Genomic DNA, 14,894 nt, shown 5'->3' with positions numbered 1-14,894 from the left:
TTTGGAATATAAGGGTTAGCCCTTAACGGAAATTTCGGAATGAACCTCACCAAGAACGCACGCGCCGCATGCTGACTTTCAAGCAAATCGAAGCCCTGTACTGGACAGTGCGCCTGGGCACGTTTTCGGCGTCGGCGCAGAAGCTGCACACGACGCAATCCGCCATCACCAAACGCATCCAGGAACTTGAGGCGGACTTCGACATCGCGCTATTCGACCGCTCGGGCCACCGCGCCGAACTCACCGCACGCGGCCACGAGGTCTACGCGCTGGCCGAAGAAATGCTGGGCCACCGCGACCGCCTGCTGGTCCGCCTGAAAGGCCAGCACACGCTGACCGGCACCTTCCGTTTCGGCATCACCGAAATCACCGCCATGACCTGGCTGCCCGCCCTGATCCGCCTGCTGCGCGCGCACTACCCGCGCATCACACTGGAACCGCACATCGACCTGGGCGCAGACTTGCTCAAGCGTTTGCAAGCCGGACAGTTGGACATGGCATTTCTGCACGGCGAATTCGCCGAACCAAACTTGCAGGTGGTAGCGTTGCAGCGCCTGGAATTCGCCTGGATGGGCAGCCCCGACATGATCGACGCCAGCCGCATCTACACCCCGGCCGATATCGCGCGCTTACCGCTGCTGCGGCAAAGCCGGGAGTCGGGCCTGAACATGATCTACGACGGCTGGCTGCGTCCGCATCATCCCGACAGCAACATCTTCACGATCAACAGCCTGATCGCAATGGCAGGCCTGACCGCAGCGGGTTTCGGCGTGAGCTGCCTGCCCCGCGATTACTTCGCAGACATGGTCAGCAAGAAGCAATTGGTGATCGCCAGAACCAGCACCGCGCCCCCGCAATCCATGTACAGCGCAATGTTCCGCCGAGACGCGGACGTGGCCTTCTGCGAAAGCGTGGCCGAGCTAGCCGAGAGCTGCTGCGAATTTTCGGGCGCCGCCCTATAACCCGGATGGCGCGCAACAGATCGCCAAGCGCAAGGCAGTGCGCGCTGCGCACCACCCTTTACCCCACAAACACCGACGGGGGGGAACATTAGAAAACGAATCACCAAATTCGCGAAAGCGACCACCAAGGAAACGCCCACAGATGCGTAAGCCGAGTAAGGCCGCCCGCGCGGCCGCCACTCGGCGGGCCCCGCAGCACTCGTCACTAAGGCACCCCCTAGCATCGCCACGACCCAAGACAACGGCAGCCCGTCGGCGCGGTGGCCCTGACTGCGTGCAACCTCGATGCGCCCGAGGGAATCTGAAGGAACCCGCCGAAGGCGGGTGACGAAGATGACAACGGGGCAGTCCGGAGCGAAGGCTCCGGACCGCAATCGTGGGCGCGCGCAGTCAGGGCCACCGCGCCGATGGGCGACCTACGAAGCCTGACGCCCCCGCAACAACAAGCACCCAACGAAGCCCACAAACCTCAGCAACAACAAGCGACCGAAGAAATCCCCCGACCGCCAAGCCCCCTAAAGCACCCCCAAAATCGCATCCCGAGCCTGATGCGACAACTCCAACCGCGTAGGCAAACTCCCATCCGGATGACGCGCCTCCAGCACCGGCAGATACACCACCTCCACCGACAGCCCCGTCGTCCCCATCACCCGCCAAAGATTCGCCACCAGACTCTCTTCGCCGACAAACGCAGCAAACCCATCCCGCTTGCCGTCACGCATAAACCGCAACGCCACCGGTTGGATTTCAACCGCCGCCGACCGCGCCGGTTCGAACAAACTCGCATGGAAAGGCAGCAGATCAAAGCCTTCAGTGGTCGTGCCTTCCGGAAACAACCCCACCGCATCGCCCAGCTTGAAGCGAGCCTGCATTGACTCCCCCATCGCGTGCACCGCATGGCGTTGGCCGCGTTCAATGAACAACGTGCCCGCGCCCGCCACCAGCCAGCCAATCACCGGCCACTTGCGGATTTCGCTTTTCGCCACGAAAGACGTCGCCCGGGCGGAATTCAGCACAAAGATGTCGATCCACGACACGTGGTTCGCCACCATCAGCACCGGCCCGCTCAGACGCGGTTGGCCCTTGAAGGACACCCGCAGCCCACAGGCCGCCATCAACGCCCGCGACCATGTGCGGTTCAGCCACGCGCGCGAGGCCGGGCGGATAAAGGGATAAACCAGGCCCACACAAAACAGGCCAAAGAGGATCAGCGGCAGCACCAGAGCCAGCCGTAGGACAAAGCGCAGCAGCTTCAAACTGAAGTCTCCCAGGCCAGCTGGCCACCGACCACGGTGGCGCGTACCCGACCGGGCAGCATCATACCTGCGAACGGTGACGCGGCGCTGCGGCTTTGCAGCGCCGCCGGCATCACCAGCCATTCGGCATCCAGATCAGCCAAACACAAATCCGCAGGCGCCCCCACCCCCAACTGGCCAGCCTGCGCCACACCCGCCGTGATCGTGTTCAGCACCGCACCCGGGCCGGACGTGACTCGCGCCAATGCCTCGATCAGCGGCTGGCGACGATCCCGCACCCACTTCAGCGTCAGCGACAGCAACAACTCCAACGCTGTCGCACCGGGCGTAGACATCGGGAACGGCGCGGCCTTGCCTTGGGGATTGACCGGCGTGTGATCCGAACACAGCGCGTCGACCAGCCCTTCGGCCAGCGCGGCATGAATCGCATCGCGATCCCGTTGCCCGCGTAGCGGCGGCTGCACATGAAAATTCGTATCGAAGAACCCGATATCAACGTCGGTCAAATGCAGGTTATGCGCCGACACGTCCGCCGTCACCGGCAAGCCTTCCCGCTTGGCCGCACGTAGCAGCTCCAACCCCGCCGCCGTCGACAGACGCGTCAAATGCACGCGGGCGCCGGTTGCGCGCTGAAGTTCAAAAATGGTGTGCAGCGCCACCGTCTCGGCTTGGGGCGGCAAGCCTTCCAGGCCCAGACGTTCGGCATACGCCCCGCTGGCCGCCACCGCACCACACGCCAGCCACGGGTCTTGCGGGCGCAGCCACAAGGTGTGGCCCAGGCCGCTGACATAACGCATCGCGCCCCACAACACGCGCGTATCGGCAATGCCATGCTCACCTTGCGCATAGGCGATGCAGCCCGCGCGTGCGAGCTGGCCCATCTCGGTCAGCGTCTCGCCCGCCAAGCCCACCGTCATCGCGCCCAGCGGATGAATGCGGGGTTGGCCGGCTTCGGTCTGACGCATCAAAGACTCGACCTTGCCCGGTTCGTCCAGCGCCCCGTCTGGGTCCGGCGGCATCACCAGGCGGGTCACGCCGCCGGCCAACGCCGCGCGCAGTTCGGCGGGCGCGAATGCCGTGCTGGCCGCGCTGGCCCCGGCGGCCGGCTGCGTCACGCGGGCAGACAGATCAATCAGCCCGGGCAGCACCGCCAGCCCGCTGGCGTCCAGCACGCGATCAGCGTGAAACCCATCAGGCGCGGCATCCACGGCCACCACGCGGCCATCGGCCACAAACAGATCATGCCGCCCGTCCACCCCATTTGCAGGGTCGATCAAACGGCCGTGGACGATGTGCAGCCTCATGGCGGGTCTCCGGCCAGCACGCTCAAGGCAGCCAGGCGCAGGTGTTGTTCAAAGCCGGCCAACTGCGCCTCGATGGGCGGCAGGCTGGCGGCCACATCGCCGTCCACTTCCACGCCCGGCGTCAGCGGGCCACCGGGCAGCAGCAGCGCATCGGGCTTGGCGGCGGCAAGCGTCGCGAGCGTCACGCCATAGGCTTGGGCGTATTCCCGCGCGGAAGGCAGCAACGCGCCGCTGATGGCTTCCATGTTCAAGGGCAGAACGATGATCACGTCGGCATCCTGCAAACCTTCCTGCAACGTGGCGCATGCGCGCACGCCCAACTGCGGCAGGCTTTCCGGCAGCAGCGTGCGTGGGGCGGCCACGCGCACATCAGGCACGCCCAGCGTTGTCATGGCGTGAATCAGCGAGCGCGCCACGCGCGAATGGCGGATGTCGCCCACCAGCGTCACGGCCAGATGGGTCAGGTCTTGTTTGATGTCCAGCATCGCCTGCACGCGCGCCAGAGCCGGCACGGGGTCGGCATGCACGCCATCGCCGGCATTTAGAACGCGCAGCCCGGGCGCCGCATGCGCGGCGGCGCAATGGGCCGCGCCGCTGGCCGCGTGGCGCAGCACCAGCACGCCTGGCTCCAAGCGCGACACGGTCTGGGCCAAGGCATCGCCCGCTTGCGGATCGGCCTCTTGCGCATCCAGCACAACCGGCAGCAGCGACAAGCGCGTGGCGGCTTGCGCGTAGGCATCGCGGTCGGGGTCGCCGTCAGGCAGGGAAAGAAAGACGGGGCGCGGCGTGGCAAGCGGCGGTTCGCCTGCGGCCCAGGCTCGCGCGGTATCGAGCAGACGCTCGACGTGGCGCCGCGGCAGCCCTTCCGTTGTCAGCAGATGAATGAGTTCGCCGCGGCGATCAAGTTGCGGATTGAGCATAAGCAGGACGAGCCGCGCGCGTCAGGCCGCAGGCAGAGAGTCTAGATACCGTTGCAGAATAACAGCCGCGGCCATCGCATCGTCGGCCGCGTGGGTGCCCAGCAGGCGTTGAGCTTCCATGCTGGAACCGCGTTCGTCGACCAGTTCAACAGCGATGCCGAAACGGCCATGCAGCTGATTTGCGAAGCGCCGGCAACGCGCGGTGGCGGGCTGTTCGCCGCCGTCGGCATCCAGCGCCAGCCCCACAACAACGCGATGGGGCTGCCACTCTTGAAGCAAGGCGGCGATGCGGCCGAAGCGCGCATCGCGGAGTTCACTGAAGATGATTTCCAGCGGACGCGCCTGGCGCGTCAGCGTGTTGCCAATGGCGATGCCGATTTTCTTTTCGCCGAAGTCAAAGCCAAGCAGGGTTTCTTCAGGCATGGCCTGCATCGCCCGCCAGCATCACCGGATCAATACCCAGCAGCTTGAGCGCGGCGGGGTAACGGTCTTCGGCAGGCACGTCGAAAATGATGTGGTCGTCGGCGCCCACGCTGAGCCATGCGTTCTGGCCCATTTCGCTTTCCAGCTGCCCTGCGCCCCAGCCGGCATAACCCAGCGTGACCAGCATGCGGGCAGGCCCGTTGCCGTCGGCCACGGCTTGCAGCACGTCGCGCGAGGTGGTCAGCGCCATGGCGCCCATCTTGATGCTGGAGCTGTAATCGCCGGCAGGCGCGTGCAGCACGAAGCCGCGATCGGTTTGCACCGGGCCGCCGAAATAAACCAGCGTGTCTTTGACGGGGCCGATTTCAAGCGTCAATTCGATGCGCTCGAACAAGGTGCCCAGCGTCAGGTCGGTGGGCCGGTTGATGACCAGGCCCAGCGCACCGCGTTCGGTGTGTTCACACACGTAAATGACCGAGCCAGCCAGGCTGCCTTCGACCATGCCGGGCATGGCGATCAGGAACTGGTTGGCAAAGTTGGCCGCCTGCGTCGAGGCGGATTCGTGGTGTTTTTCCGTCATGGCAACCCCTTCATGGGTAGTCTGAAAGAACCGAGGACGAGGCGCACGCTAACGTGGCCCATCATGCCTGGCGGCAGACCGTCCTGCGGTTACGAGGGATGGGGTGTGGCCCCATCTTACGAGCCTTGGCGGAATAGGTCAGCGGGTCTGGCTTCAGATTTCCATCAATTCAAAGTCCTCTTTGCGGGCGCCGCATTCGGGACAGACCCAGTTCGGCGGCACGTCTTCCCAGCGGGTGCCGGGTGCAATGCCTTCGTCAGGGAGGCCGGCCTCTTCGTCATAGACCCAGCCACAAATCAGACACATCCAAGTACGCATAGTTCTCTCTTACATCAAATCCCGACCCGGTTCCCCGCGGCGGGGCAAAGGTGGGGGGCTTCCATTAGAATGGGGACAATCTTACCGAAACCCAATAGGGGTTCCCCTGATTCACCTCAAAATGAATCCAGGTCCCCCGCTCAAGCTCAAGCGCTGTCTACGTGGCCCCCGTTACTCCCCCTCTCGTTTTGGTCTTCGGCCCGCTCGATCCCTCGGGATCTGACGGTTTGCCCGCTGACGCCGTTACCTGCGCCCGTCTGGGTTGCCATGGCTTGGCGGCCGTAACCGCGCTGACCGTGCAGGACACTGCCGGCATCGAAGAAATCCATCCCGTTTCGCCCGACCTGCTGGACGACCAGGCACGCTGCCTGCTGGAAGATATGTCCGTGCAGGCAATCAAGGTGGGCGGACTATACACCGCGGAAACGGCAAGCGTTGCCGCGCAAGTCGCCGCCGACTACAGCCAGGTGCCGCTGGTGCTGCACCTGGGCCAGCGCGCCCCGCTGCCGGCGGATGCCGCCGACGAGGACGACGCCGACGATCTGCTGGCCGCCACCCTTGAACTCGTGCTGCCGCAAACGGATCTGCTGGTCATCGAGCACCTGCGTCTGGCGCAGTGGCATGCCGATGGCGACATCGATATCGGGGACGCACCTTCGCCCATGCACGCCCTGGTGGCGGCGGGCGCGGAATGGGTCCTGGTGCTGGGCAGCCCCCAGCGCCCCGGCCATTATGCCAACGTGCTGCTCGGCCCTGCCGGCCAGACGCACACCTGGCCGTGGCAGGCGCCGCCGGATCGCAACGGCGACGCCGGCGGCTTGGCCGCAACCGCCATCACCGCCATGCTGGCGCGCGGGCTGGAAATGCCCGAAGCCGTGCGCCAGGGCCTGGCGCATGCCGACGCGTCGGTGGCCGCCAGCTTCCTGCCGGGCATGGGCCGGCGCATTCCCAACCGGATTCAACCGCAATGAAACCGCTGCGTTTTCCCGCTGGCCTGTATGGCGTCACCCCGGAATGGGACGACACCGAACGCCTGATGCAGGCGGTGCGCAAAGCTGCCGAAGGCGGCATGCGCGCCCTGCAACTGCGCCGCAAGAACGTGCCCGACTCGGTGCGCGCCGAACAGGCGCGCGCGCTGGCGCCGCTGTGCCGCGAGCTGGGCGTGGTGTTTCTGATCAATGACGACTGGCGCCTGGCGCTGGACGTCGGCGCCGACGGCGCACACGTCGGCCGCGAAGACGCCAGCCTGGCGCACATCCGCGCCGAAGCCGGCCCCGACCTGATCCTGGGCGGCTCCAGCTACGACGACCTGACGCGCGCCCGCGAACTGCTGGACGCCGGCGCCGACTACATCGCCTTCGGCGCGATGTTCCCGTCGACCGTCAAACCAGATACCGTGCGCGCGCCGCTGTCGGTGCTGACCGAAGCCCGCCGTCTGGTCGAAGAACGCGACGCGCCCCGGCCCGCCGTGGTCGCCATCGGCGGCATCACTCCCGATAACGCGCTGCTCGTCGCCCAGGCGGGCGCCGATTCCATCGCCGTCATCACCGGACTTTTCGAAGCGCCCAGCATCCGAGCCGCCGCGGCGGCCTGCTCCGCGCCCTACTCAACCCATCGCAAGCCTTGAACGCCATGTCCCGTAACGAACAGCTTTTCGAACGCGCCTGCCGCAGCATCCCCGGCGGCGTGAACTCGCCCGTGCGTGCCTTCCGCTCTGTCGGCGGCACGCCGCGCTTCATTAAGCGTGCGCAGGGCCCGTACGTGTGGGACGCGGACGACAAGCAGTACATCGATTACGTGGGCTCGTGGGGCCCCGCCATCCTGGGCCACTCGCACCCCGAAGTGGTGCGCGCGGTGCAGGAAGCCGCCGTCAACGGCCTGTCGTTCGGCGCCCCCACCGAAGCCGAAATCGAACTGGCTGAAGTGCTGATTTCGCGTCTGCCGTCGCTGGAGCAAGTGCGCCTGGTCAGCTCGGGCACGGAAGCCACCATGACGGCCATCCGTCTGGCGCGCGGCGCCACGGGCCGCGCCAAGATCGTGAAGTTCGAAGGCTGCTACCACGGCCACTCGGACAGCCTGCTGGTCAAGGCGGGCTCCGGCCTGCTGACCTTCGGCAACCCCAGCTCGGCGGGCGTGCCGCCGGAATTCGTGTCGCACACGCTGACCCTCGAATACAACAACCTGGACGCCGTGCGTGAGGCCTTTGCGCAGCACGGCGCCGACATCGCTTGCATCATCGTTGAGCCGGTTGCCGGCAACATGAACCTGATCAAGCCCGCGCCCGGCTTCCTGGAAGGCTTGCGCGAAGTCTGCACGCAGCACGGCGCGCTGCTGATTTTTGACGAAGTGATGACCGGTTTCCGCGTCGGCCCGCAAGGCGTGCAGGGCCTGACGGGCGTGAAGCCCGACATCACCACGCTGGCCAAGGTGATTGGCGGCGGCATGCCGGTGGGCGCCTTTGGCGGCAGCGCCGAAGTCATGAAGCACATCGCCCCGCTGGGTGGCGTGTATCAAGCCGGCACGCTGTCGGGCAACCCGGTGGCCGTGGCCGCGGGCCTGGCCACGCTGCGCTTGATCGCCGCGCCCGGTTTCTACGAGAAGCTGTCCGCCCAGACCGCCAAGCTGGCCCAGGGTTTGCAAGAACGCGCCCGCGCCGCCGGCCTGGCATTTTCCGCTGATTCCGTGGGCGGCATGTTCGGCATCTATTTCAGCAACTCGGTGCCGGCCACGTTCGCCGAAGTGTCCCAGTGCGACACGGCGGCGTTCAACCGCTTCTTCCACGCCATGCTGGACCACGGCGTGCACTTCGCGCCGTCCGCGTTCGAAGCGGGCTTCGTGTCGGCCACGCATGACGACGCCGTGATCAAGTCCACGCTGGATATCGCCGAAAAGGTTTTCGCGGCGATGTAAGCCTTGCGGGGCGCCCGCTATGCCGGGCGTCCCTGAATCAGCTCGCAGAACTCCGCACCTGACAGTCCCGCAGCGCCTTGCTCAAGGCGTCTTGTAGCGCTCGTACAAGGCCGTCACGTCCCTGACGTACGCCTGCGTTTCCGCATACGGCGGCACCGCGTCGTACTTGCGCACCGCCCCTTCCCCCGCGTTATACGCCGCCAGCGCCAGGTCCAAGCGGCCCGGGTACTGGTCGATCAATCGGCGCAAATGGCGTGAGCCCGCTTGCACGTTCGTCGCCGGGTCCACCAGCGCGCGCTCGATGTCATCCACCGCCAGCACGGACGCGGCCGTCGACGGCATCAATTGCATCAGGCCGAGCGCGCCCTTGGGCGAACGCGCATCGCTGCGAAACCCCGATTCAATCGCGATGACAGCCGTCAGCAGCGCCCGGTCCACGCCCGAATCCTGCGCCGCGCGAGCGATCAGGCCGTCGTGCGCGGTGGGCGGCTTGGCGTCCCCCCAGCGCAGGGCGCGGGAAGTAGGCGTCGACGAAAGCGATGCCAGTTTCGCGCCGTCCCCCGGCTGCGGCGGGCATTCCAGACAGACCTTGATGCCGTTGCCCCGCCACACGGTGCGCGCCTGCGCCCGCTTGTAATACTTGGCGTAGCCGGTGGGCACTTTCATGGCGCGCCAGACGCCGTAGGGGTCTTTGTAGCGGTAGATATCGGCGGCTTGGGCGGGGCTTGCGGGCGCCAGCGCCAGCGCGCCCGCCGCAATGGCCGTCAGCGCCGCCACGCCCCCGGCTCGCGCCAGAAGGGCGCGAAAGGCCGGCAGAATGGATCGGTGAGGACATTGCATGTCGGGGCTCCGGCGGCGTCCAAAGACGCGTTGGCGAGTCCCTATGCTGCGGCGATCAGTCCGGTTTGTCGCTCGGTCCTACGTCCTAGTCCCCCGCCGCGAGTCAAATCCCAAGGTGAAACAGGGCCGTAACTAGGACAGATGACCGACGCTGCGCTAGAATATGTCGCAATATTTCGTTTATTTACCAAATGAATGAACCTGGCCGCTTCGTGCCAGGCGGGAGAGGCTGAGATGGACGCAGAAAACACGCTCCAGCTGGTGCTGGATGCCACGACCAACGTCCTGACGGCGCTATACACGCCGCCTCCGCGCCCCGAAGCGCCGTTGCCAGACGATGACCCCTCGGCCAGCGCCGCCAGCACGGACGCCGCCCCCGCAGATGCAAGCGGCGAAGCCGCTTCCGAGCAAGACACCGACACCGCCGTCGCGGTGGACCCCGCCCCCCATATCAATCCAGACGCTCCCAACTGGGACACGCTGACCGCCGCCGCCGTCGCGCACGGCTGGACCGCCGACGCGCTGGACAACCACGCCGCGCTAGCCTTCATCGAACGCTGCCGCAGCGCCACCGAGCCGGTGCAGTTTCCCGTAGGCCAGGTCGTCGACGGCTCGTTCGAACTGGAGCTCGACCCGTCGCGCATGAGCGCGCTGCTGACGCTGCATCCGCCCAAGGGCGGCCAGCCCGTCACGCTGGACATGGTCCGCCACGCCATCGCCGACCGCGGCATTGTGCACGGCGTGCTGGAGCAAGCGTTGGCCGAAGCGGTCGAACAGGGCCGCCGCGAAACGGTGATGATTGCCCAAGGCACGCCGCCCACGCGCGGCACCCCCACCCGTTTTGAAAGCCTGCTTGATCGCCTGAAACCGCGCACCCAGGAAATCGACGAACTGGCCCATGTGGACTACCGCGACTTGGGCAGCCTGCTGCTGGTGTCGCCCGGCACTCCGCTGATGCGCCGCATTCCGCCGTTGCCCGGCGTGGACGGCACCAACGTGCTGGGCGAACCCGTGCTGCCCGACGAGATGCCCGACACGCCCTTCTCCAAGGAGCTGTCCGGCGTAGCGGTCGACCCGGAAGATCCGCTGCTGCTGCGCGCCACCATCGCCGGCACGCCCACGCTGATCAGCCAGGGCGTGCAGGTGAACCCGATGGTAGAAGTGGACGCCGTCAACCTGTCCACCGGCAACATCACGTTTGAAGGTTCGTTGCAGGTGCGCGGCGACATCGCTGCCACCATGGAAGTGCGCGTGACAGGTGACGTGGTGGTCAACGGCACCATCGAAGCGGCGCTGGTCGAGGCCGGTGGCAGCGTCACGGTCAAGGGCGGCATCATCGGCATGGCCGAAGCGCTGCAAGACGCCGCCGCCACTGCGCGCACCGCCCACATCGTCTGTGGCGGCACGCTGAAGGCGAAGTTCATTGAAAACGCCATCATCAGCGCGGGCAAAGACGTAGAGGTGGAACGCGAAATCCGCCAAAGCAGCATCGCCGCGGGCGGCAGCGTGCTGGTCGGCCCGCCGAACACGCAGCAAAGCGCCATCACCGGCGGCCAGACGCGCGCGTTGAACGCGGTGCGCGCGGGTACGCTGGGTTCGCCCTCGGGCATTCCCACGCTGATCCAGGCGGGTCTGGACCCTCACGCCGACATCAAGCGTTCGGCGTTGACGCGCAAGCGCCTGAAAATGAACGAAGAAAAGGCCAAGCTGGAACAGCTGCTGATCTTCCTGCAAGCCAACCCGCAGCGCGCCCCGGCTGATGTGGCCGAGCGCGCCCGCAATACGCACGTCAAACTCGCGGGCGACCTGCTGGCGCTGGAAGAAGAGGAAGGCCAGTTGATCCGCGACCTTCAGCCCCTGCATACCGCCGTGATCACCGCCACGCGCCGCTTTTGCAGCGGCACGAAGATCCAGCTGGGCAACAAGATGCAGGAATTCCTGGAAGACCAGGTCGGCGGCAAGGCTGGGCTGGAAGAAGGCGAGATCGTCATCCGCTGACCTCGCCCCGGGGTGATCCGGCCGCGGTCAGATCGCCCACCCGCGGCCATCACGCCACATCAAGGCGCCAACATCAAGGCGCCAGTTCTTTGAACCAGACCCGCGGCGAGATGCCGCGGTCTGGCCCCAGGATGGAAAACCCGCCATCCACCGGGATATCCACACCCGTCATCCACGACGCGGCATCCGAACACGCAAAGCACACGGCGGCGGCAATCTCGTCACCTGACCCCACGCGGCCCAGCGGATGAAAATGCGCGCCCACCGCATCGGCGGCCTGGCGCGAGCCCCCCGACAATTGCTCAACCGACGGCGACCACGTCCACGCCGGCGACACCGCCAGCACGCGCACCCCGGACGGCGCCAGCTCTACCGCGAAGTTCTTGGTAATTTGCAGCATGGCCGCCTTGGACGCCGGATACAGCGCGCGCCCCGCCGCCCCGAACTTGCCGCCCGTGCTGCCCATGTTCACCACCACCCCGCCGCGCGGCAGGTGCGCCGCCGCCATTTGCGTGAAGATGGCGGCCGACACCAGGTTGGTGTCCAGCGTGCTGTGCCATTCCTCGCGCGAGGACGCGAGACCCCGGTCCGCGTACTGGCAGGCGTTGTTCACCAGGATGTCGAGCCGGCCGAAGCGCGCCAGCGCGGCATCAATGCAGCGTTGGATCTGCGCGTCCTGGCCGATGTCGGTCTCGCAATACAGGGCGCGTTCGCCCAGCTCCTGGGCCAGCGCCTCGCCAGCGGACGCGTTGCGCCCCACCAGCACCACATTGGCGCCCGCCGCCGCCAACCCGCGCGCGATGTCGGCGCCCAAGCCCTGCGTGCTGCCGGTGACGATGGCGGTCTTGCCGGCCAAGCCGGGAAAGCCTGAGAAATCCATGAACAATCCTTGATCAGTGCGGCGCGGCGGCCCAGCGCACAGCATCCGCCACCGAGCCCGTTTGCGCAATCAGCCGCATGCTGGCAAGCGACGCCTGATGCACCGCTTCATCGGCGGACGCGCACGCATCTTCCGCCACCATCACATCAAAGCCGATATCCGCCGCGTGGCGCACCGTGCCTTCCACCACCGAATGCGTCGCCACGCCCGCCACCACCAGCCGGCGCGCGCCAATCACCCGCAGCGTTTCTTCCAGCGGCGTGCCGTAAAAGGCGCTGATGCGCGTGTGCTTCACGATGAACTCGCGCGAGCTGCCGGGCAGCGGCTGCAACCCGTCATAGAACGCGCTGCCCCACTGCCCTTCCGGCACTGCGCCAATGGTCGCCACGTTGCGGAAGATCTCGCAGTTGGCCAGCAGGTCGGCGTAGTCGGGCCGAAACGCGATGCGCACGTGCACGATGGGCAAGCCTTGCTTGCGCGCACCGTCCAGCAAGGCGGCGGCGCTATCCAGCAGGCGCTGGCGCGCGCCGTTGTCGGCATCCAGCCCGACGCGGATCTTGCCGTCGGGATGCAGCACGTCATTCTGATAGTGCAGCGCCAGCACCGCGGTGTCCGTCATCATCAAACGAACACCTCGAACACATCGTGCACGTCGTCGCAATTGACGAGGTCCACGCGCTTCATGCGGATGCGCCAGCTGTCGCCGTCGGCGGCCAGCTTGTGCGTGTAGCGGCCGGCCAGCTGACGCGGCTGGCGCTTGCGCCATTCCGTCATCTGGAACACAGAATGCACCACCAGATTCCCGCCCGCATCCACGCCTTCCACCTGCACGCCGCCCACCAGCCGCACGCTGCGCGTGGGCGGTTGCTGCGACCAGTTGCGCGGGTGCTCCAGGCGCCGGATGCGCACGTCACGCAGCATGCGGTCTTCCCAGAACAGCGAAATGTGGTCGTACGGACTTTGCTGTTCGTGCGTGCGCGGCATCCAGTACATGCCGTCCTGCGTCCACAGCGCCTGCCAATCGTCATAGCGCCGCTCGTCCAGCAGCCGCGCCTCGCGATACAGAAACTGGGCGATGCGGTGGTAGGCATCCGCCGGCACATCCGCCGGCGACAGGTTCGTCGTGCCGACGTCGAATTCCAGATCTAGCAGCATGCGCCTTCTCCCGTGCCAGACGCGTTCCCGTTCGGCGCCGCGCCGGCTTCCATATAAGTCTTCCACGCGCGAAATTGGTTGCGCATGGGCAATTCGCTGGTGCCGTTCACAGACACCATGCCGTCGGCGTCGCTGCGGTCGCTGCCGTGGTAGCGGTGCATGCTGACCCACTCGCCGCCGCGCGTGGCGTTGCCTTCCTGGCAGCGGTTATAGAGTTCGATATCGTCCGGCATGACGTTGGACGACGGCGAGTTGATGACGTTGGCGTACAGCATGGCGCGCTTGAACACGCCGTCGGGTGCGCCCTTGCAGCGGAACGTCTGAATCTCGATCAGCGTGCGGTCCACGGCAATCGGGCGGATCACGCGGAACTGCTGGAACACCGTGTGCGGCGAGCCGCTGCCGTAGATCACCGTGTTGTGGCGGTTCATGCCCAGAATCTCGCGAGCGCGGTCTTCGCCATAGGCGGCCGTCAGGGTCTCGAAGTGCGCGCGCGACACCGGGTCGCGTTCGGCCGCCCCCGGGTTGAAGATGCCTTCCATGTAGCCGTGGCCGTTGTCATAGGCGCGCAGCTCCAGCTTTTCCCAGAACTCGTAGGGCTCGCCGTTGCCGTCCATGATGTGCAGCTCAAGCGGCATCTCGCCCATTTCCTTGGCCTCGTCGCGGGCCGCGGCGTAAGACGATTCATGCGTGACACGGGCGTGCATGGTGTCGTGCAGGTTCTCGTAGAACACCTTCCAGTTCGACCGCTGCATCACGCGGAAGATGCCGCCTGCCACTTCGACTTCGCCCACCGGGGAACGGTCGCACAGGTTGTCGATCGACGAGCGCACGCCGCCCAGAAAGTCGGTCAGCTCGGGGCCTTCCTTGGACTGGCTGGCGAACACAAAGCCGCGATAGCTTTCCACGCGCGCCAGGCGCCGCATGGAAAACGCCGGGTCAGTGGGGTCATACGACGTGCCTTCCAGCCCTTGCTTGAGCGGCACGCCCAAGTGGCTGCCATCCAGCTTGAACGTCCATGCGTGATAGGGGCAGCGGAAGAACTTGCCCACGCAGCCCTCGCCATCGGCCACCACTTTTGCGCCCTTGTGCGGGCAGCGGTTGTACAGCACGTGCACGCGGCCGTCAGAGGCGCGCACCATCAGCACGTCCTGGTCGCCCACGCGGGTGGTGTGATAGTCGCCCGTCTTGGGCACCTGGCTTTCATGGCCAACGTAGATCCAGGCGCGGCCATAGATGCGCTGCATCTCAAGATCAAAAATGGCCGGGTCGGTGTACACGCCGCGGTGCACGCTATCGCCACGCACCATCGCGGCCAATTGTTCTTCGGTGTAAGACATGTCGCTCT

16 protein-coding genes are annotated in these 14,894 nt (G+C 66.2%); 5 read left to right on the top strand and 11 right to left on the bottom strand.

Annotated features, from left to right (window positions below):
• Nucleotides 1–68: 68 nt before the first annotated feature.
• A complete protein-coding gene (locus AC1DSJ_RS11415) occupies nucleotides 69–962 on the top strand; it encodes a LysR family transcriptional regulator (protein ID WP_054423273.1) in 894 nt (297 codons plus the stop codon).
• Nucleotides 963–1,477: 515 nt separating this feature from the next.
• Here the strand turns inward: AC1DSJ_RS11415 and AC1DSJ_RS11410 are convergent.
• The 6 genes from AC1DSJ_RS11410 to AC1DSJ_RS11385 form a co-directional block, all read right to left on the bottom strand.
• The gene (locus tag AC1DSJ_RS11410) at nucleotides 1,478–2,218 is read right to left on the bottom strand and encodes a lysophospholipid acyltransferase family protein (RefSeq protein ID WP_054423272.1); all 741 of its coding nucleotides are present in this window, start codon (nucleotides 2,216–2,218) and stop codon (nucleotides 1,478–1,480) included.
• On the bottom strand, nucleotides 2,215–3,522 hold the full coding sequence (locus tag AC1DSJ_RS11405; protein ID WP_441371456.1) for a dihydroorotase: 1,308 nt from the start codon (nucleotides 3,520–3,522) through the stop codon (nucleotides 2,215–2,217). Before AC1DSJ_RS11405 ends, AC1DSJ_RS11410 begins: the two co-directional genes overlap by 4 nt.
• Nucleotides 3,519–4,442, bottom strand: coding sequence for an aspartate carbamoyltransferase (locus tag AC1DSJ_RS11400; RefSeq protein ID WP_441371455.1), 924 nt, complete (start codon nucleotides 4,440–4,442; stop codon nucleotides 3,519–3,521). The genes AC1DSJ_RS11405 and AC1DSJ_RS11400 overlap by 4 nt, the downstream gene beginning before the upstream one ends.
• Nucleotides 4,443–4,463: 21 nt before the next feature.
• Nucleotides 4,464–4,865, bottom strand: a complete 402-nt coding sequence (gene ruvX / locus AC1DSJ_RS11395; RefSeq protein ID WP_342067999.1) for a Holliday junction resolvase RuvX — start codon at nucleotides 4,863–4,865, stop codon at nucleotides 4,464–4,466.
• Nucleotides 4,858–5,445 carry a YqgE/AlgH family protein gene (locus AC1DSJ_RS11390; RefSeq protein ID WP_175172065.1) on the bottom strand — a complete coding sequence of 196 codons (588 nt, stop codon included), beginning with the start codon at nucleotides 5,443–5,445 and terminating at the stop codon, nucleotides 4,858–4,860. Before AC1DSJ_RS11390 ends, ruvX begins: the two co-directional genes overlap by 8 nt.
• Nucleotides 5,446–5,598: 153 nt before the next feature.
• Complete coding sequence (locus AC1DSJ_RS11385; protein ID WP_003814980.1) at nucleotides 5,599–5,763, bottom strand: rubredoxin; 165 nt, start codon at nucleotides 5,761–5,763, stop codon at nucleotides 5,599–5,601.
• A 125-nt stretch (nucleotides 5,764–5,888) separates the two neighbouring features.
• On the opposite strand from AC1DSJ_RS11385, the gene AC1DSJ_RS11380 reads away from it, so the two are divergent.
• From AC1DSJ_RS11380 to hemL, 3 genes are read left to right on the top strand one after another with little or no spacing between them, the layout of a single operon-like run.
• Nucleotides 5,889–6,734: a hydroxymethylpyrimidine/phosphomethylpyrimidine kinase gene (locus AC1DSJ_RS11380; protein ID WP_420840203.1), complete on the top strand. Its 846-nt coding sequence runs from the start codon at nucleotides 5,889–5,891 to the stop codon at nucleotides 6,732–6,734.
• Complete coding sequence (gene thiE / locus AC1DSJ_RS11375; RefSeq protein ID WP_175172063.1) at nucleotides 6,731–7,390, top strand: thiamine phosphate synthase; 660 nt, start codon at nucleotides 6,731–6,733, stop codon at nucleotides 7,388–7,390. The genes AC1DSJ_RS11380 and thiE overlap by 4 nt, the downstream gene beginning before the upstream one ends.
• Before the next feature lie 5 nt (nucleotides 7,391–7,395).
• On the top strand, nucleotides 7,396–8,673 hold the full coding sequence (gene hemL, locus AC1DSJ_RS11370) for a glutamate-1-semialdehyde 2,1-aminomutase (RefSeq protein ID WP_175172061.1): 1,278 nt from the start codon (nucleotides 7,396–7,398) through the stop codon (nucleotides 8,671–8,673).
• 81 nt (nucleotides 8,674–8,754) lie between these two features.
• Here hemL and AC1DSJ_RS11365 read toward each other — a convergent pair whose 3' ends face one another.
• Nucleotides 8,755–9,513: a lytic transglycosylase domain-containing protein gene (locus tag AC1DSJ_RS11365; RefSeq protein WP_054423265.1), complete on the bottom strand. Its 759-nt coding sequence runs from the start codon at nucleotides 9,511–9,513 to the stop codon at nucleotides 8,755–8,757.
• 234 nt (nucleotides 9,514–9,747) lie between these two features.
• Between AC1DSJ_RS11365 and AC1DSJ_RS11360 the strand changes: the two genes are divergently transcribed.
• Nucleotides 9,748–11,511: a DUF342 domain-containing protein gene (locus tag AC1DSJ_RS11360; RefSeq protein WP_441371454.1), complete on the top strand. Its 1,764-nt coding sequence runs from the start codon at nucleotides 9,748–9,750 to the stop codon at nucleotides 11,509–11,511.
• Between the two features lie 73 nt (nucleotides 11,512–11,584).
• On the opposite strand, the gene AC1DSJ_RS11355 is transcribed toward AC1DSJ_RS11360, so the two are convergent.
• From AC1DSJ_RS11355 to AC1DSJ_RS11340, 4 genes are read right to left on the bottom strand one after another with little or no spacing between them, the layout of a single operon-like run.
• Nucleotides 11,585–12,391 (bottom strand): SDR family oxidoreductase, encoded by an 807-nt coding sequence (locus tag AC1DSJ_RS11355; protein WP_441371453.1) that lies wholly within the window; start codon nucleotides 12,389–12,391, stop codon nucleotides 11,585–11,587.
• Nucleotides 12,392–12,404: 13 nt separating this feature from the next.
• Nucleotides 12,405–13,013, bottom strand: a complete 609-nt coding sequence (locus AC1DSJ_RS11350) for a cysteine hydrolase family protein (RefSeq protein WP_054423263.1) — start codon at nucleotides 13,011–13,013, stop codon at nucleotides 12,405–12,407.
• Nucleotides 13,013–13,546 (bottom strand): aromatic-ring-hydroxylating dioxygenase subunit beta, encoded by a 534-nt coding sequence (locus AC1DSJ_RS11345; protein ID WP_342068003.1) that lies wholly within the window; start codon nucleotides 13,544–13,546, stop codon nucleotides 13,013–13,015. Before AC1DSJ_RS11345 ends, AC1DSJ_RS11350 begins: the two co-directional genes overlap by 1 nt.
• Nucleotides 13,537–14,886: an aromatic ring-hydroxylating dioxygenase subunit alpha gene (locus AC1DSJ_RS11340; protein ID WP_342068004.1), complete on the bottom strand. Its 1,350-nt coding sequence runs from the start codon at nucleotides 14,884–14,886 to the stop codon at nucleotides 13,537–13,539. The genes AC1DSJ_RS11345 and AC1DSJ_RS11340 overlap by 10 nt, the downstream gene beginning before the upstream one ends.
• Nucleotides 14,887–14,894 lie beyond the last annotated feature (8 nt).

It is taken from the genome of Achromobacter sp. 01N37, assembly GCF_056399725.1.
This window is presented reverse-complemented; position numbering and strand designations above follow the sequence as displayed.

Bases quoted from the DNA above. Each gene is read 5' to 3' on its own strand.
- AC1DSJ_RS11415 (WP_054423273.1), top strand. From the start codon at position 69: ATGCTGACTTTCAAGCAAATCGAAGCCCTGTACTGGACAGTGCGCCTG.
- AC1DSJ_RS11405 (WP_441371456.1), bottom strand. From the start codon at position 3,522: ATGAGGCTGCACATCGTCCACGGCCGTTTGATCGACCCTGCAAATGGG.
- AC1DSJ_RS11400 (WP_441371455.1), bottom strand. From the start codon at position 4,442: ATGCTCAATCCGCAACTTGATCGCCGCGGCGAACTCATTCATCTGCTG.
- ruvX (WP_342067999.1), bottom strand. From the start codon at position 4,865: ATGCCTGAAGAAACCCTGCTTGGCTTTGACTTCGGCGAAAAGAAAATC.
- AC1DSJ_RS11390 (WP_175172065.1), bottom strand. From the start codon at position 5,445: ATGACGGAAAAACACCACGAATCCGCCTCGACGCAGGCGGCCAACTTT.
- AC1DSJ_RS11385 (WP_003814980.1), bottom strand. From the start codon at position 5,763: ATGCGTACTTGGATGTGTCTGATTTGTGGCTGGGTCTATGACGAAGAG.
- thiE (WP_175172063.1), top strand. From the start codon at position 6,731: ATGAAACCGCTGCGTTTTCCCGCTGGCCTGTATGGCGTCACCCCGGAA.
- hemL (WP_175172061.1), top strand. From the start codon at position 7,396: ATGTCCCGTAACGAACAGCTTTTCGAACGCGCCTGCCGCAGCATCCCC.
- AC1DSJ_RS11365 (WP_054423265.1), bottom strand. From the start codon at position 9,513: ATGCAATGTCCTCACCGATCCATTCTGCCGGCCTTTCGCGCCCTTCTG.
- AC1DSJ_RS11360 (WP_441371454.1), top strand. From the start codon at position 9,748: ATGGACGCAGAAAACACGCTCCAGCTGGTGCTGGATGCCACGACCAAC.
- AC1DSJ_RS11355 (WP_441371453.1), bottom strand. From the start codon at position 12,391: ATGGATTTCTCAGGCTTTCCCGGCTTGGCCGGCAAGACCGCCATCGTC.
- AC1DSJ_RS11350 (WP_054423263.1), bottom strand. From the start codon at position 13,013: ATGATGACGGACACCGCGGTGCTGGCGCTGCACTATCAGAATGACGTG.
- AC1DSJ_RS11345 (WP_342068003.1), bottom strand. From the start codon at position 13,546: ATGCTGCTAGATCTGGAATTCGACGTCGGCACGACGAACCTGTCGCCG.
- AC1DSJ_RS11340 (WP_342068004.1), bottom strand. From the start codon at position 14,886: ATGTCTTACACCGAAGAACAATTGGCCGCGATGGTGCGTGGCGATAGC.